This is a genomic window from Paenibacillus sp. OSY-SE, assembly GCF_000283315.1.
Classification (GTDB): Bacteria; Bacillota; Bacilli; order Paenibacillales; family Paenibacillaceae; genus Paenibacillus_B; species Paenibacillus_B profundus.
Genome location: NZ_ALKF01000204.1, coordinates 19,219 through 42,572, shown reverse-complemented (window position 1 = coordinate 42,572; position 23,354 = coordinate 19,219). Strand labels below are relative to the sequence as shown.

The 23,354-nt window shown below is 51.5% G+C and carries 25 protein-coding genes and 1 riboswitch; of the genes, 2 read left to right on the top strand and 23 right to left on the bottom strand.

Annotated features, from left to right (window positions below; all coding sequences use genetic code 11):
- Positions 1 to 62: 62 nt before the first annotated feature.
- Genes nuoH through A372_RS0130125 form a run of 5 tightly spaced genes read right to left on the bottom strand, consistent with a single transcriptional unit; the run spans position 63 to position 3,956 of the window.
- The gene (gene nuoH, locus A372_RS0130145) at positions 63 to 1,073 is read right to left on the bottom strand and encodes an NADH-quinone oxidoreductase subunit NuoH (RefSeq protein ID WP_019424671.1); all 1,011 of its coding nucleotides are present in this window, start codon (positions 1,071 to 1,073) and stop codon (positions 63 to 65) included.
- Positions 1,073 to 2,173: an NADH-quinone oxidoreductase subunit D gene (locus A372_RS0130140; RefSeq protein ID WP_019424670.1), complete on the bottom strand. Its 1,101-nt coding sequence runs from the start codon at positions 2,171 to 2,173 to the stop codon at positions 1,073 to 1,075. The genes nuoH and A372_RS0130140 overlap by 1 nt, the downstream gene beginning before the upstream one ends.
- A gap of 6 nt (positions 2,174 to 2,179) precedes the next feature.
- The gene (locus tag A372_RS35075) at positions 2,180 to 3,082 is read right to left on the bottom strand and encodes an NADH-quinone oxidoreductase subunit C (RefSeq protein WP_019424669.1); all 903 of its coding nucleotides are present in this window, start codon (positions 3,080 to 3,082) and stop codon (positions 2,180 to 2,182) included.
- Complete coding sequence (locus tag A372_RS0130130; protein WP_019424668.1) at positions 3,079 to 3,597, bottom strand: NuoB/complex I 20 kDa subunit family protein; 519 nt, start codon at positions 3,595 to 3,597, stop codon at positions 3,079 to 3,081. The genes A372_RS35075 and A372_RS0130130 overlap by 4 nt, the downstream gene beginning before the upstream one ends.
- Positions 3,582 to 3,956 (bottom strand): NADH-quinone oxidoreductase subunit A, encoded by a 375-nt coding sequence (locus A372_RS0130125; protein ID WP_036705696.1) that lies wholly within the window; start codon positions 3,954 to 3,956, stop codon positions 3,582 to 3,584. Before A372_RS0130125 ends, A372_RS0130130 begins: the two co-directional genes overlap by 16 nt.
- Before the next feature lie 846 nt (positions 3,957 to 4,802).
- Between A372_RS0130125 and A372_RS0130120 the strand changes: the two genes are divergently transcribed.
- Both A372_RS0130120 and A372_RS0130115 read left to right on the top strand, forming a co-directional pair.
- Complete coding sequence (locus A372_RS0130120) at positions 4,803 to 5,456, top strand: SDR family NAD(P)-dependent oxidoreductase (RefSeq protein WP_019424665.1); 654 nt, start codon at positions 4,803 to 4,805, stop codon at positions 5,454 to 5,456.
- Between the two features lie 439 nt (positions 5,457 to 5,895).
- Positions 5,896 to 7,956 (top strand): S-layer homology domain-containing protein, encoded by a 2,061-nt coding sequence (locus A372_RS0130115; protein WP_019424664.1) that lies wholly within the window; start codon positions 5,896 to 5,898, stop codon positions 7,954 to 7,956.
- A gap of 174 nt (positions 7,957 to 8,130) precedes the next feature.
- On the opposite strand, the gene A372_RS0130110 is transcribed toward A372_RS0130115, so the two are convergent.
- The 18 genes from A372_RS0130110 to A372_RS0130025 form a co-directional block, all read right to left on the bottom strand.
- Entirely contained in the window at positions 8,131 to 8,547 is a 417-nt protein-coding gene (locus tag A372_RS0130110) for a F0F1 ATP synthase subunit epsilon (protein WP_019424663.1), read from the bottom strand.
- A 66-nt stretch (positions 8,548 to 8,613) separates the two neighbouring features.
- On the bottom strand, positions 8,614 to 10,020 hold the full coding sequence (atpD, locus tag A372_RS0130105; protein WP_019424662.1) for a F0F1 ATP synthase subunit beta: 1,407 nt from the start codon (positions 10,018 to 10,020) through the stop codon (positions 8,614 to 8,616).
- Positions 10,021 to 10,056: 36 nt separating this feature from the next.
- Complete coding sequence (gene atpG, locus A372_RS0130100) at positions 10,057 to 10,917, bottom strand: ATP synthase F1 subunit gamma (protein ID WP_026011382.1); 861 nt, start codon at positions 10,915 to 10,917, stop codon at positions 10,057 to 10,059.
- 104 nt (positions 10,918 to 11,021) lie between these two features.
- Positions 11,022 to 12,536, bottom strand: a complete 1,515-nt coding sequence (gene atpA, locus A372_RS0130095) for a F0F1 ATP synthase subunit alpha (protein ID WP_019424660.1) — start codon at positions 12,534 to 12,536, stop codon at positions 11,022 to 11,024.
- Between the two features lie 37 nt (positions 12,537 to 12,573).
- Positions 12,574 to 13,122, bottom strand: a complete 549-nt coding sequence (locus A372_RS0130090; protein ID WP_019424659.1) for a F0F1 ATP synthase subunit delta — start codon at positions 13,120 to 13,122, stop codon at positions 12,574 to 12,576.
- The gene (gene atpF / locus A372_RS0130085; RefSeq protein WP_019424658.1) at positions 13,119 to 13,604 is read right to left on the bottom strand and encodes a F0F1 ATP synthase subunit B; all 486 of its coding nucleotides are present in this window, start codon (positions 13,602 to 13,604) and stop codon (positions 13,119 to 13,121) included. Before atpF ends, A372_RS0130090 begins: the two co-directional genes overlap by 4 nt.
- Before the next feature lie 96 nt (positions 13,605 to 13,700).
- Positions 13,701 to 13,913, bottom strand: coding sequence for a F0F1 ATP synthase subunit C (gene atpE, locus A372_RS0130080; RefSeq protein ID WP_019424657.1), 213 nt, complete (start codon positions 13,911 to 13,913; stop codon positions 13,701 to 13,703).
- A 97-nt stretch (positions 13,914 to 14,010) separates the two neighbouring features.
- Entirely contained in the window at positions 14,011 to 14,796 is a 786-nt protein-coding gene (atpB, locus tag A372_RS0130075; protein WP_019424656.1) for a F0F1 ATP synthase subunit A, read from the bottom strand.
- A gap of 30 nt (positions 14,797 to 14,826) precedes the next feature.
- On the bottom strand, positions 14,827 to 15,210 hold the full coding sequence (locus A372_RS0130070) for an ATP synthase subunit I (RefSeq protein WP_019424655.1): 384 nt from the start codon (positions 15,208 to 15,210) through the stop codon (positions 14,827 to 14,829).
- Entirely contained in the window at positions 15,203 to 15,436 is a 234-nt protein-coding gene (locus A372_RS0130065) for an AtpZ/AtpI family protein (RefSeq protein WP_019424654.1), read from the bottom strand. Before A372_RS0130065 ends, A372_RS0130070 begins: the two co-directional genes overlap by 8 nt.
- A 175-nt stretch (positions 15,437 to 15,611) precedes the next feature.
- Positions 15,612 to 16,766 (bottom strand): non-hydrolyzing UDP-N-acetylglucosamine 2-epimerase, encoded by a 1,155-nt coding sequence (gene wecB / locus A372_RS0130060; RefSeq protein ID WP_019424653.1) that lies wholly within the window; start codon positions 16,764 to 16,766, stop codon positions 15,612 to 15,614.
- A 30-nt stretch (positions 16,767 to 16,796) separates the two neighbouring features.
- Positions 16,797 to 17,426 (bottom strand): uracil phosphoribosyltransferase, encoded by a 630-nt coding sequence (upp, locus tag A372_RS0130055; protein WP_019424652.1) that lies wholly within the window; start codon positions 17,424 to 17,426, stop codon positions 16,797 to 16,799.
- A gap of 379 nt (positions 17,427 to 17,805) precedes the next feature.
- Positions 17,806 to 19,056, bottom strand: a complete 1,251-nt coding sequence (glyA, locus tag A372_RS0130050; protein ID WP_019424651.1) for a serine hydroxymethyltransferase — start codon at positions 19,054 to 19,056, stop codon at positions 17,806 to 17,808.
- Between the two features lie 105 nt (positions 19,057 to 19,161).
- Positions 19,162 to 19,734, bottom strand: a complete 573-nt coding sequence (locus A372_RS0130045) for a TIGR01440 family protein (RefSeq protein ID WP_019424650.1) — start codon at positions 19,732 to 19,734, stop codon at positions 19,162 to 19,164.
- Positions 19,735 to 19,755: 21 nt separating this feature from the next.
- Complete coding sequence (rpiB, locus tag A372_RS0130040; RefSeq protein ID WP_019424649.1) at positions 19,756 to 20,214, bottom strand: ribose 5-phosphate isomerase B; 459 nt, start codon at positions 20,212 to 20,214, stop codon at positions 19,756 to 19,758.
- 287 nt (positions 20,215 to 20,501) lie between these two features.
- Positions 20,502 to 20,582: riboswitch (ZMP/ZTP riboswitch) on the bottom strand.
- 47 nt (positions 20,583 to 20,629) lie between these two features.
- On the bottom strand, positions 20,630 to 21,211 hold the full coding sequence (locus A372_RS0130035) for a low molecular weight protein arginine phosphatase (protein WP_019424648.1): 582 nt from the start codon (positions 21,209 to 21,211) through the stop codon (positions 20,630 to 20,632).
- Between the two features lie 50 nt (positions 21,212 to 21,261).
- Complete coding sequence (locus A372_RS0130030) at positions 21,262 to 21,828, bottom strand: manganese efflux pump MntP (protein WP_019424647.1); 567 nt, start codon at positions 21,826 to 21,828, stop codon at positions 21,262 to 21,264.
- Positions 21,829 to 21,918: 90 nt separating this feature from the next.
- A complete protein-coding gene (locus A372_RS0130025; protein ID WP_019424646.1) occupies positions 21,919 to 23,220 on the bottom strand; it encodes an L-threonylcarbamoyladenylate synthase in 1,302 nt (433 codons plus the stop codon).
- Positions 23,221 to 23,354: the final 134 nt, after the last annotated feature.

The following is a 23,354-nucleotide window of genomic DNA, read 5'->3' as shown; positions in this document are numbered from 1 at the left end:
CGATTCGGCATCGAATCCCGCATTCACTCTCGCTGCTGAAAATGAGATTTTTTGAACATGAACTATTTGTTGAAAATTTCGATGTATACTGCCGTCAAAAATACGTTGATTAGGGCAAGCGGCAGCAGCACCTTCCACCCGAAGCTCATCAATTGATCCACGCGAATACGCGGCATCGTCGCACGCAGCCAAAAAAGGAAGAAGACGCAGAACGAGAATTTTAGCACGAACCACAACAGCCCCGGGATGAAATCGAGAAACGGAAGCGGTGGATGCCAGCCGCCAAGGAACAATACGGTCGTAAGTGCCGACAGCGCGAACACATACACGTATTCCGACAGCATGAAAAAGGCGAAGCGGAAGCCGCTGTACTCGACGTGATAGCCTGCCACGAGCTCTGACTCCGCTTCCGGCAAGTCGAACGGGGTGCGGTTCAGTTCGGACACCCCGGCAATAATAAAGACGACGAAGCCGATAATTTGCGGGAGAAAGTTCCACTCCCAGAAGTAGTTTCCTTGCCCTTCTACAATAGTACGCAAGCTGAGCGATCCGTTCAACATAATTACGCCGACGACGGAAATGACAAGCGGAATTTCATAGCTTACCATCTGCGCTGCAGAGCGCATTCCCCCCAAAAGAGAATATTTGTTGTTCGAAGCCCAACCACCTAAAATGATACCAATAGTTGAAATGCTGGACAATGCCGCATAGTATAACAGTCCTACATTTAAATCGGCAAACCCCAGGTTTGCACTATATGGGAGCGTCGCTAACACGGCAAACGCCGGAACGTAAGTGATGACTGGAGCCAAGATGAACAGCGCTCTGTCTGCTTTGCGAGGAATAGTATCTTCTTTAAGCAAAAGCTTAAAAATATCGGCAACCGTCTGCAGCAGTCCGAACGGTCCGACGCGTGTAGGTCCGTGACGAAGCTGCATCCAGCCGATAACTTTGCGTTCGAAGTAAATTGCATAGGTGACGAAGCCAAGAACGACGAAGAGAAACACAACTCCCCATCCGAGAAAAATAAATCCGTTCTGCCACGTAAGTGTCTGCTTCAGTAGTTCGTCCATTAGCAATCCACCTCCCCAACGACGATATCGACCCCGCCCAATATGGTAATGAGGTTCGTCATCGTCTCACCAACGAGCAGCTTCGGCAGGATCTGCAAATTGACAAAAGATGGACGGCGGAACTTCAAGCGGTACGGCTCCGCTTTCCCTTTAGAAATAATATAGCATCCAATCTCACCGCGCGGAGATTCAATCCGTGCGTACATTTCTCCGGCCGGCGGCCGAATGACACGCGGCACTTTGCCCATCGTCTCTCCTTCGCTCGGGAACTGCTCCAATGCTTGCTCCAAAATACGCAGGCTCTGCCGTAACTCCTCCATACGAATTAGATAACGATCATAGCAGTCTCCGTTCACGCCGAGCGGCACATCGAATTCAAACCGGTCATACAAGCTGTATGGCTCATCCTTACGCAAGTCCCAATTCACGCCCGTACAGCGCAGGTTGGCCCCACTAAGGCCATATGCGATGGCTGTCTCGGCATCATAAGCGCCTACCCCTTTGATGCGGGCGAGAAAAATCTCATTGCCGCTGACTAGCTTGTCGTACTCGTTCAACCGCTTCCTCATATACGGGAGGAATTCACGCACCTTGTCAATCCATCCCGGAGGGGCATCCCATTTGACGCCGCCAACCCGCATGTAATTGTAGGTGAGACGCGCTCCGCACAGCTCGTTAAATAAATCGATAATAATTTCCCGGTCACGGAATGCGTACAGGAACGGACTCATCGCCCCTATATCAAGCAAATATGTCCCCCACCATACTAAATGGCTTGCAACACGCTGCAGTTCCATCACGATAAGACGCAGAAATTCAGCTCGTTCCGGAATTTCAATGCTCATCATTTTCTCAACTGCATGCACGAGCACGTAGTTGTTAGTCATGGCGGACACATAATCCATCCGGTCCGTATAAGGAATAATTTGCGTATAACTCAGACTCTCGGCCAGCTTCTCCGTTCCCCGGTGCAAGTAACCCATTACCGGAGTGGCTTCAGTGATAACCTCACCGTCCAGCTTGACGACGATACGGAATACTCCATGCGTGCTAGGGTGCTGCGGTCCGACGTTCAAAAGCAATTCTTCTGTGCGAATCACGGGTGGTTACACCTCCGAATCCAACGACTCGTAATCTTTGCGCAGCGGGTGTCCTACCCAATCATCCGGCATCATGATGCGGCGCAAATCGGGATGTCCCGTAAACTGAATGCCGAGCAAATCATAAGCTTCACGCTCGTTCCAATCCGCCGTCGGCCAGATTGGCGTGACCGAGGCGACCGTCGGCGCTTCGCGATCAACCTTGACGTGAACCGCGACTTCTGCCTTCGTCGATAAATTAATCATATGGTAAACAACCTCGAGATGCGTTTCCTGATCCACGCCGGACAGGTTGCGTAAATACTCGCATGACCATTCCAAATGACCGCGCAGCTGATGCGCGCAGGATAGCCAATGCTCATTTTTAATCGTCACAGTGGGCAAATGATCGTTCTCATAGTTGATGACAGCATCCTCCACCGCATCCTCAGCCACGTCCGCCCTCAGCATGGCGACCAGCCGGTCAAGAAGGGGCTGCTTCGGCGACGGTTCCTTCGGCTTCGGCGGCTCTTCATTCGCCTTGGCGCGCGGTGCGCGTGCCGGCCGCTCCGGCTTCTCCTCGCCTGCCGCGTCGCCCTCCGCCTTATCGCGGGTACGCGCAGGCTTGTCGGCGGGTGCTTCTGCGCTTCCTTCGCCGCCTTCGGCAGCGGCTTTCGCACGAGCAGCGCGCGCTTCGGCTGCTGCTTGCACGCGAGCCGCCTTCTCCTCTTCAGTGAGCGGCGCCCGCTTCGGCTTGTCTGCCCCCGTGGACGCAGGTGCATTCGCCGTTGGGGAGCTCCCCGTCTCGGCTTCTGCAGCCGTATCTGTTGGCACCTCAGTATCCGGCTTTACCGATTCTTCTGATTGTGGTTCTGACACGTTGTTCGTTCTCTCTAGTTTCGTTTCCTTATCCTTTTGTTCTTCACTCATGAGTTGGTCACCCGCTTCCCGGTCTTCGCCTCATAGCGGATCTTCTCTTGCAGCTTGTTAATGCCATAAATCAGCGCGGCGGGATTCGGCGGACAGCCCGGAATATAAATATCGACGGGCACAATCTGGTCTACACCCTTAATGACCGCATAGGATTTGACGTAAGGCCCGCCCGCAGTGGCGCAAGAGCCCATGGCAATAACCCACTTCGGTTCTGGCATCTGATCATACAGTCGCCTTAAGAGCGGCCCCATCTTCTTCGTGACGGTTCCCGCCACAATCATACAGTCCGACTGACGGGGGGACGTCCGGAAAATAACGCCAAAGCGGTCCAGATCGTAATGGGATGCTCCGGTCCCCATCATTTCGATGGCGCAGCATGCAAGCCCGAACGTTAAGGGCCATAGTGAATTGCTGCGCGCCCATGCCTTCAACTGCTCCAACGTGCCAAAAAACACGTTGCGGTCTAACTCTTGCCGTTCCTCCGGCGTGATTGACTCTAATGAGAGTTCCATTGAAGCACCTTCTTTTTCCAGGCATAAATTAATCCGACTAACAGCAATCCAACGAAAATCAACATCTCGACGAGCGCAAACAATCCCAATTGATTATACGCGACCGCCCACGGGTACAAGAAAACGGTTTCCACATCGAAAATGACAAACATAAGCGCAAACAAGTAGTACCGGATGTTAAACCGGACTTGTCCGACACCGACCGGATCGTTACCGCTTTCATAAGTCGTCTGCTTCATTTCTGTAGGCTTCTTCGGTCGCAATAATCGGCCAGCCGTCAGTGCGGCAACCGGCAGGAAAATACCCAGCCCGACAAAAATGGCCACAATGACGTAATTATTGATGTACTCCAAAGACATCCCCTCCGTCGCAGCAGCTAACATTTTGCAAGAAAACTGTGCAATTTGTAATAAACCCGCCACAATTATAACAAAACCTACCAACCCCGTCTATGCAATTCCTGCCACCTTTTACCTCTTTTTTCGGGAATGACATGGTTTATTCAATATATAACTATTCACATGTATCAGCGACTAGAAGTGCATGTGCAAAAAGTACACTTTTCAGCACCGAGAGGGTTGCAAGAAGCTGAAGAAGGAGGAGCCGAGCATTGGCGAGACTACATGAGCACTGGACTTGAAGGGGGAATGCAAGATTCGATGTCGAAATGCTATCAGATAATCATCGTGATCAAAAGGGATATTTTTACACAAACCGTATAAAATGTTCTAATTGAACATTTTGTGACAACACAAAGCATTTCACAAAAAAAAGGAGCTGCGGACGTACCACAGCTCACGGAGGATGAGGAAACTACCTACAATTAACGAACCTACTGCAAAACAAAATAACCAAGAAGAAGGGATTTCGACACTGTTGTTTAATATGACCATCATCCATTTGAGAATGATTATCAATATTAACTGTCTTCATTATAAAAGCTTCTCCCATCACCGTCAAGCAATATTTTTCAATATTTTGACACGCTCCCGAATGGCTTCCTGCGCATCAAGTTCGATTGAATCCATCGGACATAGCAGTTATAGTTGATACTTTATCCAATTGTCGGAAATATGAAAAATGATTTTGAACTTACCTGTCTCTTCGGTTTACAATACTTAATAGTGCGTGTTCAAAAAGTTCACAGAAGGGGACCTTTTGAACAACCTCTTATACATTGGACTAACAACAAGGGGTTGAATGAAATGACACAACCGATGATTTGGATCGTCGGCGCAGGATGCGGTATCGGACTCGGCATTGCAAAGTCGTTCGGACAACGGGGATACCGTCCCATGCTTATTACACGCGAGGCACAGACGCTTTCGCAAATGCAGGATATTTTACGCGACATGAATATAGAAGCCGCCGGTGCGGTTGCCCATACGGGAGACGAGCAGGCGCTACGGGAAACGTTAGCACACTTGGACACAGAATGGGGCACACCTGATGTGCTCGTGTACAACGCTTCTGCTCACACACCCGGGCTTCCTTCCGAAGTGGTGCCCGGACAAGTGACCGAGGATTTTAAAGTGAACGTGATAGGGGCGTTAACGGCCGCTCAATGCGTACTTCCCGGTATGAAAGCACGCGGAACGGGCTCCCTGCTGCTTACCGGTGGCGGACAGGCTTTGCATCCGACGGCGGCATTGGCATCGCTCGGCATCGGCAAATCCGCGCTGCGCAGTCTAGCGCTCAGTCTGCACGAGGAGTTCAAAGGATACGGACTGTATGCCGGCACATTAACGGTATGCGGGTTCGTTCAGCAGAATACACCGTTTGATCCGCAAACGATCGGGGATGCGTTCTATCAAATGCATATGAAAAAGGTCGAAGCTGAGGTTGTGCTTAAACCTTGATATTATTAATTTTTGAAGTCGTTAACTTTTAAATCCATTAATTCTTAAGGCCATCAATTCTTAATTCCCTTAATACAACATATGGAGACCGTTTAGAACCGGAGAGGCACGCGTACGCTTGTCTCCCCGTTTTTTTCTATATGCCGATAATTGTTTGTGTTCGATGTTACTATCTACATTAGATTTTGTGCTATGAAAACAACACGTAAATACAGTCCATATGCCGTTTAGCCTCCCAATCCGTACAGTTTACTGTATATTCTCCAATGGGGCTTACTTCGACTGCGAAAAACAATTTAGTCCAACTTATATATTGCTAGGTTTGCTCCCCCGCCGTAAGCATCTCTTCTGTCCGATCGCATAAGTTTTTCGTTTCTACTTCACACTAAATGCAATAGATGCGCTGAATGGATGTATTTATGACAAAGGAGTGGCGTAATTGGATGCACATAACACGAACGGAAGAAGGAAGCTCAATCGGTGGGCAATCTGGGTTACCTGTCTCCTCCTCACTTTCGTTTCCGCACTTAATGGGTGCTCGACGTCTTCCCCGCAGCCGAAGCCGCATTCCGAATCAATTACCGGCGAGGAACAAGCCCCCCGGCGATTTCATGTCAACGAAGCTGCTGATGCTTCTGTACCTGATCTGCTGCAGTCGCTTCGCGCCGCGGCCTGGCCGCAGCTGAACAACGTCTGGCCGTATGTTCCATGGTCCGATGTGGTACTCCTCTACGCGGATGGCGATCAGGTCTACGCCATCGAAGCGAAAAGCGTCCGGCTGCTGGCGGGGAGCGATCGTCAAGCCGCTCTGCCATTGCCCGACTACGGGCAAGTGAGCGTGCGAACATGGCAAGGCAGCCATGCCGTAATCGTCCGGAAGGCGGATAGCCGCCTGCAAGGACCCATCGCGGAATCGGAAGCGGAACGAGCCTTCCGGCTTGCTACAGAGCAGCTGGTGTTTACGTTGGGCTTCCCTCGTGAAGGCAAACGACGCGCAACACGATACCCGCTGAGTGAAAAGCCGCGCGAATACCGGTTGGCACTTATCGATCGGTTGACCAGCGCCGTATTGGATGAGACTTACCGTAAGAATCGTCTGCAGGAAGCAAAATATTGGTGGGATACGTATCATCAATACGCCGCTGACGATTCACGTGCACGCATAAACGAAGAGATCCGCGAAGGAACGGCAGGGTACGTCAGTCACTATGCTCTGTACGCAGCTGCTCATCCTGATGCCAGCGATGTGGCGTCATGGAGACGTTCCCTGCGTGCGGAAGCTGCACAATGGAAGCCGTCCGCGTTAACCTTCCTTGAGGAAGAAAGCCGTGCTGTCACACTGTGGGCAGCGTTGTTGGCGGATGAGGCCGGAATCGATTGGCGGGAAGCAGCCTATAACGGCACCGAGCCCGTAAGAACGCTCTTGTCGTCCCAGTCCGCTGAATGGCAGTCGTTGCCGACAGAGATCGCAGGCGAGGCCAAGGAGCTGACGAATAGACTGAACCAAATGGTGTCGGAACGCATGAGCCTGTTCATCAGCGGCTACGAAGATGCGAAGAAGCCACTGCTCGTGCTTCCTGCTGGCGGAACCCGCAATGGTGCGCATTGGGAAGGATTTTACCAGAGCAGCGATATCCCGGGTACGATTCTTCATGCAGTTACCGGAAGCGTGGACGTGCTGACAGGCTCAGCTCAGCTGCGCAATAAGACTGTAGCTGTTCAGCCGAATCGCTTCAAGGCACAGCTCAAGGATGAAGAAGCGGTGCTGGTCATTCCGTTGTGGGAAAATGATTACACGTGGGAAGATCAGTCTATTCAACTCACCGAGCCGCTCTTGCAGGGCAAGTTCAACGCTGTATCTCAATTCGATATGTACGGGCGACGCTACTTCATCGCAGATGTAGCGAACCCTGCACTGCCAGGGGGAGGAATCGGACCGTACACTCCTCCGATCGCCGCCAATGAACCGCTAAGGGACATTCGCGGACACTGGGCTGAGAGCACGATCGCACAGCTCATCGCCGACCACGCGATGAGCGGCTATGAGGATGGAACGTTCCGGCCGAATCGCCGGGTAACACGAGCCGAATTCGCGCAAATGATCGTTGGCGCATACAAGCTGAAGCCGCGTGCCGGTCGCGTCTACTCAGATACAGCCAAGCATTGGGCCAAGGACGCTATCGCGACGGCACAATCGTACGGTATCGTACAAGGCTATGATGAGAATACGTATGGCTCGAATGATTGGATTACACGCGAACAGATGGCGGTTATGCTAGTCCAAGCTTCGCATTTGCCCAAGCGATCATTGGCTGAACCGTACAAACGGTATACAGATACGTATTTGCTGTCCGGATGGGCCGAACAAGATGTATACACTGCCATTGCCTACGGCGTGCTCGGCGGCTATGAAGACCGAAAGCTAAAGCCTCTCCACCGGGCAACACGTGCAGAAGCAGCCGTCATGCTGCACAATGCGCTCCAACTCAAGACAAGATAAACGGGTAACTACAGACAAGAACCAGGTGGGCTCCGTACACGACATGACTCACCCGGTTCTTTGCGCTACGTGTTAATCCATGTTCAGAATGATTCCATGCTTAACAAAAAAGGGACTGTACCCGCAGCAGAGCTTCTGCTTGCGGGACAATCCCTTACTAATGCCAAAGGCATTTTACCATTGTCTTTGCGATACTTTAATCCGCGTCACGGCACGATGGAGCGATAATTCCGCACGACGGAAATCGACGGAATCTTGCTTGCTCCGTTGAGCTATCGCCAGGCGCTGCTCCGCCCGGGCTTTCGCTGCTTTCGCGCGTTCAACGTCGATATCATCCGGTAATTCAGCGCTTTCCGCAAGCACGACGACTTTGTCTTTGCGCACTTCGACAAATCCACCGTGAACCGCAATCCAATGCTCTCTGCCACCTTCTTTGATCTTCATCGGACCAATTTGAAGCGGAGTGACCAAAGGAATATGATTCGCCAAAATACCTAGCTCACCTTCGACGCCCTTGACGCTAATCATGTCCACCTGCTGTTCGAACACTTTGCGCTCCGGTGTAACAATTTCCAACAAATAGGTGCTCAACTGCGGTTTCCTCCTTCCGTTCTGCCTGCCGCATTAGCTTAGGCAGCCCGTTTCACGTCAAGCCGCTTACAGCGTCTTTGCTTTCTCCACAGCTTCTTCGATTGTGCCGACAAACAAGAAAGCTGCTTCCGGAAGGTCATCGTACTTGCCATCCAGAATTTCTTTGAAGCTGCGCACCGTTTCTTTAACCGGTACGTACTTCCCTTTAATGTTCGTGAACGCCTCTGCCACGTGGAACGGTTGGGACAAGAAACGTTGGATTTTACGGGCACGTGCAACTGTCAGCTTGTCTTCCTCTGACAATTCATCCATACCGAGAATAGCGATAATGTCCTGCAGCTCTTTATAGCGCTGCAAAATCTTCTTCACGCCTTGTGCAACATCGTAGTGTTCTTCGCCCACGACTTCTGGAGTCAAAATACGGGAAGAAGAGGACAACGGATCAACAGCCGGGAAGATACCCATCTCGGAAATTTTCCGATCCAAGTTCGTCGTCGCGTCCAAGTGAGCAAACGTTGTTGCAGGAGCCGGGTCAGTATAGTCATCCGCAGGAACGTAGATCGCTTGAATCGACGTAACGGAACCTTTCTTCGTCGATGTAATCCGCTCTTGCAATTGACCCATTTCCGTAGCCAGCGTAGGCTGATAACCTACCGCAGAAGGCATGCGGCCGAGAAGCGCGGATACTTCGGAACCCGCTTGCGTGAAGCGGAAAATGTTGTCGATAAAGAGAAGCACGTCCTTGCCTTCTTCATCACGGAAATATTCCGCCATTGTCAAACCAGTCAGGGCCACGCGCAGACGCGCTCCAGGCGGTTCGTTCATCTGACCGAACACCATCGCCGTCTTGTTGATAACGCCGGATTCTCTCATCTCATAATACAAGTCGTTACCTTCACGTGTACGCTCGCCTACACCAGCGAATACGGAGATACCGCCATGCTCTTGTGCGATGTTGTTGATAAGCTCTTGAATCGTTACCGTCTTCCCTACGCCCGCACCGCCGAAGAGGCCGATTTTACCGCCCTTCGCATACGGAGCAAGCAAGTCGATAACTTTGATGCCTGTCTCCAAAATTTCCGCCTGCGTGGACAATTCATCGAAGCCAGGAGCCGGTTTATGAATCGGACTGACCATCTCACGGCTAACATCGCCTGCATTGTCAATCGTATTGCCGAGTACGTTAAATACGCGTCCCAGTGTAACAGAGCCCACAGGAACGGTAATTGGCGAACCCATATCTGTTGCTTCCATGCCACGCACCAGACCGTCTGTCGAAGACATCGCAACGCAGCGAACTACGTTGTCACCCAAGTGAACCGATGTTTCCAACGTCAAGTTGATGTCAGGTGCGCCAGGAGTCGTCGATTTCTGTTCAATCTTGATCGCGTTCAAAATCTCAGGCAGTTGTCCACGTTCGAACTCAACGTCGATAACCGGACCCGTAACGCTAATAACGCGTCCTTTATTCATCTCGTTCCCTCCTACTGAAAAGCTTGCGCTATCCCGTTATGCTTGAGCGTTCGCTCCAGCTACAATCTCCGAAATCTCTTGCGTAATCGCCGCTTGGCGCGCACGGTTGTATGTCAATGTCAGCGAATTAATCATCTTCGTCGCATTTTTCGTCGCACTGCCCATTGCCGTCATTTGCGCACCGAATTCACTTGCTTTCGCATCCAGCAGTGCGCTGTAAATGATCGTTTCCGCATATTTCGGCAATAGCTGCTCCAACACGCTCTCCGGAGATGGTTCATACTCGTAAGAAGCTGTTCCTCCGCTGAATGTGTTATCATCTAGCGGCAAAAGGCGCTTCTCAACCGGCGTTTGTGTGATCGCGTTAATGAATTGATTGTAGAACAAGTTCAATTCATCGTACTGCTCTTCCTCAAAAAACTTAACCGCCTTGTATGCAATCGACTTAATGTCGGCAAACGTTGGCGAGTCCGGCAATTCCGTTACGTCTTCCACAATCGGCATCCCTCTGCGGCGGAAATAATCCCGCCCTTTGCGTCCGATGACAAATAGCGCAAACTCATCATTGGACTGATGGCGTTCCTTGATCGTTTGTGACACTTTGCGGAGTACGTTGGCATTGTAACCGCCCTTTAATCCCCGGTCTGAAGTGATGACAAGGTATCCCGTCTTCTTGACCGGACGCTTCTCGAGCATCGGATGCTGAATGCCTTGGGTGCCTGCCGCAATGCTGGACACTACTTCTTTAAGCTTTTCCGCATAAGGACGAGCCGCTTGCGCTTTCTCCTGTGCGCGGCGCAGCTTCGCTGCAGCAACCATCTCCATCGCCTTCGTGATTTGCTTCGTGCTCTGTACACTCTTAATCTGGCGTTTAATATCAAGCATTCCTATAGCCACTTACGTTTCACCTGCCTTTGGCACTTTGCGCGGGGCAAAGCGGACTTCTTCAGCATGCCTGCCGGAGCGCCGCAGCGCGGCCCGGCTACATATAATTCTGTATATTAAACCGAAACGGCAAAGCTTTTCTTAAACTTCGTCACGGCATTTACCAATGCTTCTTCATTCTCTTTCGACAAATCTTTCGTGTCGCGAATCGATTGGAAAATAGCCTCGTGATTGGATTCAAGGAATGCATGGAATTCATTTTCGAAGCGGCGGACATCTTTCACCGGAATTTCGTCTAGATGCCCTCTCGTTGCCACGTAAATGCTGACAACCTGCTTCTCAACCGGCAACGGTTGGTTAACACCCTGCTTCAAGATCTCCATCAGACGATCACCGCGGTTCAAGCGGGATAACGTCGATTTGTCCAGATCAGAACCGAACTGGGAGAATGCTTGCAGCTCGCGATATTGCGCAAGATCGAGCTTCAACGTACCAGCGACCTTCTTCATCGCTTTGATTTGCGCCGCTCCCCCTACGCGGGATACGGAAATACCTACGTTAACCGCAGGACGTTGACCCGAATAGAACAAGTCAGACTCCAAGAAAATCTGTCCGTCTGTTATGGAAATTACGTTGGTCGGGATATAAGCGGATACGTCGTTCGCTTGTGTCTCGATGAAAGGCAATGCGGTCAAAGAACCGCCACCGTTCTCGTCGCTAAGCTTCGCAGCGCGCTCCAACAAACGGGAATGCAAATAGAAGACATCCCCTGGATACGCCTCACGTCCTGGAGGACGGCGAAGGAGCAAGGACAGTTCGCGGTATGCCGCGGCTTGCTTCGACAAGTCATCGTAAACGACAAGCACATGCTCGCCTTTGTACATGAAATATTCACCCATCGCACAGCCTGCGTATGGAGCCAAGAACAGAAGTGGAGCTGGCTCGGAAGCAGATGCCGTTACGACGATTGTATATTCAAGCGCACCGTGGCGGCGCAATGTCTCCACGACTTGCGCAACTGTGGATTGCTTTTGTCCAATTGCAACGTAAATACATTTTACGCCGTTGCCTTTTTGGTTAATGATCGTATCAATCGCGATCGTCGTCTTACCTGTTTGACGGTCGCCGATAATCAGCTCGCGCTGACCTCGTCCGATTGGAACCATCGAGTCAATCGCTTTAATACCAGTTTGCATCGGCTCATGAACCGATTTCCGGTCGATAACGCCCGGCGCATTCGCTTCTACCGGACGGAATTCTGTTGTCGCGATTGGTCCTTTCCCGTCGACCGGATGACCGAGCGGATTTACGACACGGCCTAGCATCGCTTCGCCGACAGGAACCTCCATGATGCGACCTGTGCGCTTCACTTGGTCTCCTTCGCGAATATCTGTATATGGTCCAAGAATAACGATACCTACGTTGTTCTCTTCCAGGTTGAGTGCCATCCCCATAACGCCATTGGAGAATTCGAGCAGTTCCCCGGACATACATTGCTCTAATCCGTGCACGCGAGCAATACCGTCACCGACATTAATGACAGTGCCGACTTCTGCCACTTCGATTTCCGATTTGTACTTCTCGATTTGACTTTTAATCAGCGTGCTGATTTCATCAGGTCTAATGCTCAATTCGCTTCACCCCATTCTACCGTGCTATATATGAAAACTACCGTGCTTGAGATTTCAATGTTTTGTTCATGCGATCCAACTTGCCGGACAAGCTGCCATCATACAGACGATCCCCAATGCGGACGAGCATGCCGCCAATGATGGATGCATCGACCACGTTATGAATGCGGATGGTCTTGCCCAGCTTGTGACCGAACTCTGCGGCAACTGCTTGCTTCTCCGCATCATTCAACGGATAAGCCGTCGTCACATAAGCATCCAACAGCCCGATCGCTTCACCCGCAATGCGAATATAACTGTTGACCACCTCATGCAAAATACTGATGCGGCCGCGCTCGATAAGCAGCTGCAGCGTATTGTATACAATGTCGGAGACTTGATCTTTGAGCGCAATGTCCAGCACCCCGATTTTGTCTGCCAACACAACATTCGGCGATGTCAACAAGATATACAGCTTCTCGTTGTCGGATACCACTGTCGCCACATCTTTCAGTTGCTGTTCGGTTTCCGAGACAGTCTTGCGCTCCTCGGCAAGCTCGAACAGCGCTCTGGCGTAACGCTTTGCAACTCCGATTTCTTGGCTCATTGTTTGTCCCCTACCTCTTTCAGGTATTGGCCAACCAATTGCTCTTGCTCCTTCTCATCCACTTGTTTCTCCAAGATTTTGGAAGCAATCGCAACGGACATGCTGCTTACTTCGTTGCGAAGCGCAGCCACCGCCTTGTTCTTCTCGCTCTCGATATCACGGGCCGCTTCTTCTTTCAAGCGAACCGATTCTTCTTTCGCGCCAGAAAGTATATCGTCTGCTTGTCGCGCGCTGGTCTGTCTCGCTTGCTCGATAATGTCGTACGCTTCCTTGCGCGCTGTAGCAAGAGCTTGCTTCTGTTCTTCCACAAACGTTTGTGCTTGCGTACGGCTGTTAGCCGCTTCATCCATTTGCTGCTGCACCAATGCCCGGCGTTTTTCCATGACGTCGAACAGAGGCCCAAAAGCATATTTTCTCAGTAATAGATAGAGAATTAAAAAAGCAATAATTGAAAAAACCATATTTTCCCAAACTAAGCTCACTACAGTCACTCCTTTCCGTTAAGCATGAAGTGGATTAACAAAACGAAGGCGCGGATGGCATCGGCCTTCCCCGCCAAACCGTGTTTATAATCATCATTAAGAGAAAAGGATCAAGAATGCGATAACTGTAGCCGCGAGCGGAACAACCTCTACGATACCGACCCCGATAAACATTGTCGTCTGCAATGGACCGCGTGCTTCTGGTTGACGAGCAATCGATTCTACCGTACGGCTGACGATCATACCATTACCAAGACCTGCGCCCAAAGCGCCTAAACCTACTGCAATTGCTGCTGCTAACATTTCCATTAGAAAATCCTCCTCGAATCTGTTTATTATTTTAGTGCTTTGTTTATATATCTCATCCGAAGTAACCCGTAACGGGAAAGGGTTCGGGCAGAGTTTGTCAATACTCTTCGTGTATCGTCGTTTGCGCAATATACACCATTGTCAAAATAGTGAAGATAAAGGCTTGCAATGCGCCAATGAAAATACTGAATCCTTGCCACGCTGCGAGAAATGGAACCCCGAATACTCCCGCCTTAATAATGGTGGAAATGAGCACTTCACCCGCGAAAATATTCGCGAACAAACGAATCGCCAAAGCGATTGGCTTGGCCAAATTCTCAATAATGTTCAGAGGCAGGAAGAACCAGTATGGCTCCACATAATGTTTCAAGTAATGCTTCCGGTTATGTTTCAAACCTAAGTAGTTCATCAGGACAAAGACGATAATGGCAAGACCGAACGTAATGTTAATATCCGCTGTCGGTGATTTCCACCATAGCAATTCGATATGCGGGTCTTTTCCCTCCGCAGCCAATTTGTCGAGTGCAACCTGACTTGTCGTCACGATTTCTTGACCGAAAATCGATACCGGATGATGCGTTTCAGTCATGATGGCAAACGGCAAACCGAGCAGATTGGATACAAAGATAAACAAGATGAGCGTCAACCCTAAAGAAATGTAAGGCTTACCCTTCTTAAGATCCATGGCACTGCCGACAATACCTTGCACGAATTCGACAACCCATTCCATAAAATTTTGCAATTTGGAAGGATTTTCGACCGATAAGTTGCGCACGGCCAAGCGGCAAAGCACGAATACGACGATCATGCTCACTAGCAGCATGAATACTGCCGATAAGTCGATGTTTAAGCCCCCAAGTTGAATAATCGGTGCTGAATGCATGTAATGTGTTCACCCCTTTCCAAAATAAAGTTACTTATTTTGTCTTATTCCAAAAAAAATACTCACAGGAATGGTCAATAGCTGCGCGATGAACAATCCGACTATGGTTGACGGTAGCGATATTTTCACATGACCCAATTTCGCTGCGATCATGACGGCCAAGAATGCAATACACATTCTCGTAACCATTCCAAAATTGTACCGCTTCCTCTCCGCGCTTACGGCAAGGTCGACAAGTTGCCGGACCTTCATCGACAAATATCGAACGTTGATCAAGCCTATAGCCGTGCCCAGCGTCAAGCCTGCAGCTATTGGCCGGTATTCCGGTGCAAAAGCCCATACGAGAAGGAACACCGACAACAGGATGAACGTCACTCTGGTAACGGCATTGACAATGGAAGTCATATCATTCATCTTGTTCCCCCATGAACTTTCTAACAAAGTAGACGATGTTCGCGATACCGAGACACATCCCGGATATCGCACCTACGGCAAGCCAAAGCTTAGGTCCGTCCAATGCATGAGCTAACCACTTCCCCACGAAAAATCCAATGAGAATATATATGGCAAGCATAACGCCGGCTCCACCAATACTGAGAGCGACCAGCCACAGGTTATCATTGCGTTTAGTGGTCTTCATAGGCTATAATTCCCATTCATTTTACTTAACAATACGAGATTTTGTCAATTCATAAAAACCCTGTATTTATAAGGATGAAAACGATGTATTTTCGTTTCCCAAGCTGCAAAAAACCGCGTAAACCGTACAGTGTCACTGTATGCTGGAACGTTATGCTCTAGAAGACAGCACTGAATCAATTTGTGAACGTTGTGTGAAATTCTTCCGGACGCTCCGCCTGCATGCCAAAATTGTGAAGAATCGCACTGACAATTCGTTGGGATGCTTTGCCATCCCCGTAGGGATTGGCGGCTTTGCTCATCCGTGCATAAGTTGATTCATCCGTCAATAATGCCTTTGTACGTGTGTATACCATCTCCTCTTCGGTACCGACCAATTCTAAAGTGCCTGCATCGATGCCTTCCGGTCGTTCGGTAGTTTCACGAAGGACGAGTACCGGTATGCCAAATGACGGTGCTTCCTCCTGGAGACCGCCCGAATCGGTAAGTATGAGATGCGTATGAGGATAAAAATTATGAAAGTCCACCACATCAAACGGGTCAATCAGCTTAATGCGCGGGTGATCCCCCAACATCTCATAGGCCGGTTCACGAACTGCCGGACTAAGATGGACCGGATACACGATGGCGATATCATCGAACTCGTCCGCTATGCGGCGCACGGCGCGGAATATATTGCGGTGCGGTTCTCCCTGCGATTCACGGCGGTGAGCCGTCATCAACACGAGCCGCTTGCCCTGTGCCCAATCGAGCACTTCATGCGTGTAATCGGATCGTACTGTATATTGAAACACATCTGTTACCGTGTTGCCTGTGACAAATATCGATGAATCTTTCTTGTTTTCGTGTCTCAAGTTATTTGCCGACCAATCGGTAGGCGCGAAATGCAGGTCTGCCAATACTCCGGTCAATTGCCGGTTCATTTCTTCCGGATACGGCGACAATTTATTCCATGTGCGCAATCCGGCCTCGACATGTCCAACTTGGATCTGCTGCAAAAATGCCGCATAACTAGCCAAGAAGGTTGTAAGCGTATCTCCGTGCACAAGCACGATATCCGGCTTCGCCTCCTGCAGTACCGGCTCTAATCCTTGCAGCACCCGAATCGAGATGTCATTCAGCGTCTGGCTCGCCTGCATGATGTTCAAGTCGTAATCAGGCTTGATGCTGAATACATCGAGCACCTGGTCCAACATCTGACGATGTTGGCCCGTGACGCACACGATGGACTCGATTTGTTCCGGATGTTTCTGCAATTCCAGGATGAGCGGCGCCATCTTAATCGCTTCTGGACGCACACCGAACACCGTCATTACTTTCACTTTGGACATCTTCTAATCCTCCGTAGTCTAAACGTATTGTTATTTCGTGCCGAACAGACGATCCCCTGCGTCGCCCAATCCAGGCACGATATAACCGTGATCATCCAGACGCTCGTCCAATGCGGCAAGGTAAATATCCACATCCGGATGCGCCTCCTGCACTGCCTTGACACCTTCTGGCGCGGCGATTAGGCATGCCAACTTAATCTGTGTGCAATCGCGTTTCTTCAGCACATCGATTGCAGCAATGGCCGAGCCGCCTGTTGCGAGCATCGGATCAATGACGATAAGCGCGCGCTCGTGAACATCCTTAGGCAGCTTGGTATAGTATTCTACTGGTTTCAAGGTTTCCGGGTCGCGGAACAAACCGACATGTCCAATTTTGGCGCCGGGAATCAGCTTGACGATGCCTTCCACCATGCCTAACCCCGCACGAAGAATCGGGATGATACCGAGCATCCGCCCTGCAATGATTTTGCTTTCTGTCTCCGCTACCGGCGTCTCCACCGTGACGGTCTGCAGCGGCAGCTCGCGCGTAATCTCATACGCCATCAAGGTTGCCACTTCGTCCACCAGTTCCCGGAAATCTTTCGTATTCGTGCTCTTGTCACGAATTAATGTCACTTTGTGTTGAATCAAAGGATGATCGCAAATGACCAATTTGCCCATATAACATGTCCCTCCGCTTTTTACTCTCGTTGCCTTCAAGTTATCAGTTTACGCTAAACAGGCTCTATTATAACATTTGTATCCCGTCACTGCACAGTGTTCCCCATCACTTTTGTCAGCCTTTTTCCCGCTTCCCTGAACTTGGAAAAGAAAGAGTCACTGTACTATTAGTAAACATTCCTTGGATTGGTTATACATGCAAGCGAATATGCCATGGGAAAAAGGTAGTGCATCACTACATTCACACAGGTACATTGACCCATCTCCCACTACTGATGTCCTTAATGCTTAGCCATCTGCAGCACAAACAAAAACAGGCCGCGCATGCCTGTTCAAGGCATACACGGCCTGTGTCAGCGGGAACCCGCTGCCTTTACCATTAATATTTCAATGTCTCATACAACGGATATTGTGCCGTCAAGTCACGCACCATACCTCGCGCTTTATCTAATACCGCCGCATCTGCCGGATTTTTGAGCGTCATAGCGATGACCTGCCCGATAATGCGCATAGCCGCCTCATCCATGCCGCGCGAAGTTGCTGCCGGCGTCCCGATACGGATCCCGCTTGTAATGAACGGGCTCGTCGGATCGAACGGAATCGCATTCTTGTTCACGGTAATGCCAACGGAATCAAGAACTTTTTCCGCATCTTTACCAGTTATGTTGATGCCGCGCGTATCGATGAGCATGAGGTGATTGTCCGTACCACCGGATACGATCGTCAATCCTTCCGCCATAAGGGACTCTGCCAGCACTTGCGCATTTTTAATCACCTGCTCGGCATGCTCCTTGAAGGACGGCTGCAATGCCTCGCCCAGAGCAACTGCTTTGGATGCGATGACGTGCATGAGCGGACCGCCTTGCGTTCCCGGGAATACTGCCTTGTCAATCGCCTGCGCCCATGCTTGGCGGCACAGAATCATGCCTCCGCGCGGACCGCGCAGCGTCTTATGCGTCGTCGTCGTTACAAAGTGGGCATGGGGAACTGGGCTCGGATGCAGTCCAGCCGCTACGAGGCCGGCAATGTGAGCCATGTCGACAAAGAACAGCGCGCCTACGTCGTTCGCAATTGAAGCCAGTGCCTCAAAGTCGATAATGCGCGGATAAGCGCTGGCACCTGCAACGATCATTTTCGGGCGATGTTTGAAAGCTGCCTTGCGCACCTTGTCATAATCGATGCGGAACGTATCTTCTTCGACGCCATATGCAACGAAATTATACAACAGGCCCGATGCGTTGACAGGGCTGCCGTGCGTCAAGTGTCCACCGTGCGCCAAGTCCATCCCGAGCACCGTATCTCCCGGCTTCAATGCTGCCAAATATACAGCCATGTTCGCTTGCGCTCCGGAGTGCGGCTGCACATTAACATGCTCCGCTCCGAACAGTTCCTTCGCACGATCCCGCGCGATGTTCTCGACGATGTCGACATGCTCGCATCCGCCGTAGTAGCGTCTGCCCGGATAGCCTTCCGCATATTTGTTCGTGAGCACCGTACCCATCGCTTCCATCACCGCTTCGCTTACGATGTTCTCCGAAGCGATAAGTTCAATGTTGTTGCGCTGACGCTGCAGTTCCAGATCCATTGCTTTCAATACGTCCGGATCGGATTGTCTTAAATGATCTACCATTACCATAACCCTCCCATTGTTAAATTACCTTATTGCAATGTATGACAACGCATTCTGCGTTAAGGTTCCATGTGTTATCGTCATCCGGCAGCCTTCTTGCTCATCTTACTCACAGGAATCTGTGCCCGCGATATCCGGCAACTGGTAGACGGCTCTTTCCCCGCCGATAAGCTTCGGCCGCGTTGCCGCCATATTGACTCTTGCCTTGCCGATAGTGCGTACCTCAGTTCGGAGCGGCACGGCAACCCGGCGTATGTGCATGCCGATGAGCGTCTCTCCGATGTCGACTCCGGCATCAGCTGCGATCGTCTCCGCCAAGCAAGCAGCGGATAATCGCCGATACGCATAGGCAGCCATTGATCCGCCCGCTGTCGGAACAGGTACTGCAGCAACTTCCTCAAGCCCGAACCGTTCGAGCGTGTGCCGTTCTACGACGAGCGCGCGGTTAAGGTGCTCACAGCATTGAAATGCCGTGTAGAGCCCGAATTCCGTATGCAGCACATCCAGCCCGGCAAAAATCTCCTGGGCTACATCAAGCGTGCCCGACGTTCCTATTCGCGCCCCGGCTACCTCACTCGTGCTGCAGCCGATAACAACCAGCTGCCCGGGCTTCAAGCCCGCCGCTTGCACGAGGGCATACGCAGCCGCTTCCGACTGCTCGCGAATATTATTACTCATAATAACTCCACCTCCGCTTCATTACGGTGCAGGGTGATATTTATGCTCCACATCGGTTACTTTGCCCAGACGCCCTACATGACGTTCGCCTCGGCTGAATTCCGTGCTCAGCCAGACGCGCACAATTTCCTCAGCAAGCCCAGGCCCGATGACACGCTCACCCATGGCCAGTACGTTCGTATCGTTATGTTCGCGGGTCGCTTTCGCAGAGAACAGATCGTGAACGAGCGCGCAACGCACACCCGGCACTTTGTTCGCGGCGATGGACATGCCGATGCCTGTGCCGCAAATGAGCACGCCCCGGTCTGCTTCCCCGGAAGCAACCATCTCTGCAACCGGCACCGCGTAATCTGGATAGTCTACCGATTCCGTACAATTGCAGCCCAAGTCAACAACATCATGACCCATGTCCTTAATGACTGAAATAATTCCATCTTTCAACCGCACGCCGGCATGATCTGCGCCTACGGCAATTTTCATTGTTATTCCCTCCATCCGTCGTCTTTCATTAAGGCGCATCCAACGTTGTTCATGAGACAAGCCATGGCTCTATTATAACGAATTTCCGGGAAATTGGAGCAAACAAATTGCATTTTCTTCCCTCTCTCTTACCATCCCCCGAGACAAGCGCCTCATACGAATGCAGGAGGCTCGCCCCGATGTAATATCCAAGAAATCATATCCGTAACAACTCAGCACCATTTATACCATATATAGCATAATATAACATGAAAAAAAGAGCATAGCATGGCAATTACCATACACTGCTCTTTCGCCCAGGCGACCGGCCGTATTATTCGATGCTCCACCGTGGTTACCCACTTTCGTCGCCAGTTACATCGAACCTGCATTTTCTATCCCTGATGATAAAGGATACGGAAATGAAATGCAATCCCTATTTGTCCAGCTTGTCCAGCAGCAGATGAAGCGCCTCGCGGATTTCCGCAGCCGTCATTCGGTACTGCTCTAACGTGCCTCCGAATGGATCCGCCACATCCATGCTCGGTGCGCGCCGCTGCAGTTCAAAGAGCTGCTTCCGTTCTTCTTCAGTCGGCTCTTCACCCAGCGCCAGCTTCAACTGCAGTTCCGCCGCCAGAGCAAGCAGTTGTTCCCGCTCATCCACCGCCGCCCCGTCCTGCTCTACATACTCTTTCAGCGCGAACGTCTTGTCCGCTGCATGAGGAAAGCGCTGCAGCACATGCTGCTTATGACCAAAGGTTAACGTCAAAATAATATCCGCCCACTGTATCCCTTCTTCGTTCAGGGCAGTGGACCGAAACGTCCGATGGCTCGTAATTTGCTGTTCGGCAAGCGCTTCAGCCGCATGCTCCGAAATAGGAGTGCCATCCCACGCCGCTACGCCGGCCGACTTCACCTCTAGGTCAAAAGACCTATCCTCTGCCAAATGTCTCAGCATCGCTTCTGCCATCGGACTGCGGCAAGTGTTGCCTGTGCACACAAACAAAATGCGTTTCATAATCACATTCCCCCTCTCGTGAAGTTCTCCTCTATCTATTGTACCCTAAGTCAAGAAGGGATCAAAAACAAGATGCCGAATACGAGTAATACAGCACCGCCCACCGCTTCGCCGTACTCACCGAGCCGCTGTCCCGCATGATGTCCAAGCAGCAGCCCGAGAATGGACATCGCCCCGCCGAACAGACCGAATGCAACGAGCGTAATCAGCAAATCAGAACGGAACATGCCAAGCGTTACTCCGACAGAGAACGAATCGACACTGACGCTCAGCGCAAACAAAATTGTACCCCAGAACGAAGCCGTGTCGATAAAGTGAGATGCTCCCCCTTTGAACGAGCTGTAAATCATATGTCCGCCGAGCATTACGAGAAGAGCGCCGGCAGCCATCGCCGTCACCTTCCCGAGCACAATGCTCATATATATGCCCGTTATGACGCCCATCAGCGGCATCAGTACATGAAAGAGCGCGATGACGACGCTGATGCGAAAGGCATCCATCCGCCGTACCCCTCTCATTCCGATGCCAAGACATAGGGAAAAGGCGTCCGAGCCAAGCGCCAGGGCCATAGCGAGAATCGTAATCCATTGACCTAGGGGTGCAGCCGTTTCCCACATCTGCCTCTCTCCTCGTCCAATCGTCTTTAATCAACGTATGCGGACAAGGCCTTAATCATGACAAGCTCTATTTTACCCATTTTCATATCTTTAACAGTGGATGATACGGTGACCCGCTGCTTTAATAAGCCGGTTCATGACGGCAAGTCCCATGCCTTCTGCCGGACAAGCCTCCGCCAGCATATAGGTGGCTCCCGCTGCATCGAAATGGCGCAGCGCATCATATAGATGATGGGCCGCCTCATCCAGCGCCTCCACGCTTCCAAGCGATGCGACGATGTCCGCCCGGTATTGCCCGGCATGCTCTCTGAATGCCAGTACACCGGTCGTCTCGCCGCGTCCTTTGGCTGCATCCAATTCCGCTTGGATGCAGCGACTTACGCGGTCCGCCGACGGTCCCTGCACGATAGAAAGTGTGCCTTGCGGCGCATAATGCGTATATTTCATTCCAGGCGAGCGCGGCGCAGGTTGTACCGAGAGCAGCTCAACTGAGCGTTCTGCCGCTTGCTCTGCCGTGTGGCCCGCTGCGCCTTCCTTCAATGGCGGTTCAGCTGCAAGTCCCGAAGCATGCTCTGCCATACGCTGCGACTCGATCGGTGCCGCCGAAGGAGAAGTCGGCGGCAATGCTTTCGTCATGCCGCCGTTCGGATCGACCGCTGGATCGACCGTCACCTCGGCCGCCACTTCACGCAGCATCGCTGTCGTAATTCCACCCGGCCGCAGCACGTGCACACGATCGCCCTGCACTTCGAGCACCGTGGACTCCACGCCGACGCCTGCTGGGCCGCCGTCAACGATGCCGCCTATGCAGCCGTCCAGGTCCGCGCGCACATGCTCCGCGCGGGTTGGGCTCGGCCGTCCCGAGCGGTTCGCGCTTGGTGCCGCAATCGGGCAGCCTGCAGCGCGAATGAGCGCAAGCGCCGTATCGTGCGCCGGCATGCGCACGCCCACGGTGTCGAGCCCTGCGGTCACGCGGGAAGAGACCGCGTTCGGCCGGACCGGCAGCACAATGGTAAGCGGCCCCGGCCAGAAGCGTTCCATCAACCGCTGTGCGCTCTCTCCGTAGGGCAGCACCAGCGCATCCAGCTGCGCCACATCCGCGATATGCACGATGAGCGGATTGTCTGACGGGCGTCCTTTGGCGGTAAAAATGCGTTCCACAGCCTCACTGTCGCAAGCATTCGCCCCGAGGCCATATACCGTCTCCGTCGGGAAGGCAACCGTCTGCCCTGCTGCCAGCATGGCGGCGGCTTCCACAATGCACGCTTGTTCCTGTACCGGAATCGCCCCATCCACCTTCCACCACTTCGTGGCTTGAGGCCGGGCAGCGGCGTGGCTAATGGGTGCTCCTATGCGGTTTGCTTCGACTTTGCTATCATTTGATTTGTTCATGGCGTCAAGTCCTTACTGTTATTGAGGTTGTGTACTTTCTTCCTATTGCTCTGATTGCTCGTTATAGATTACCTAGTATCTGCTGCTCGTTATTTGTTATTTGTTATTTGTTAATTGTTATTTGTTAATTGTTA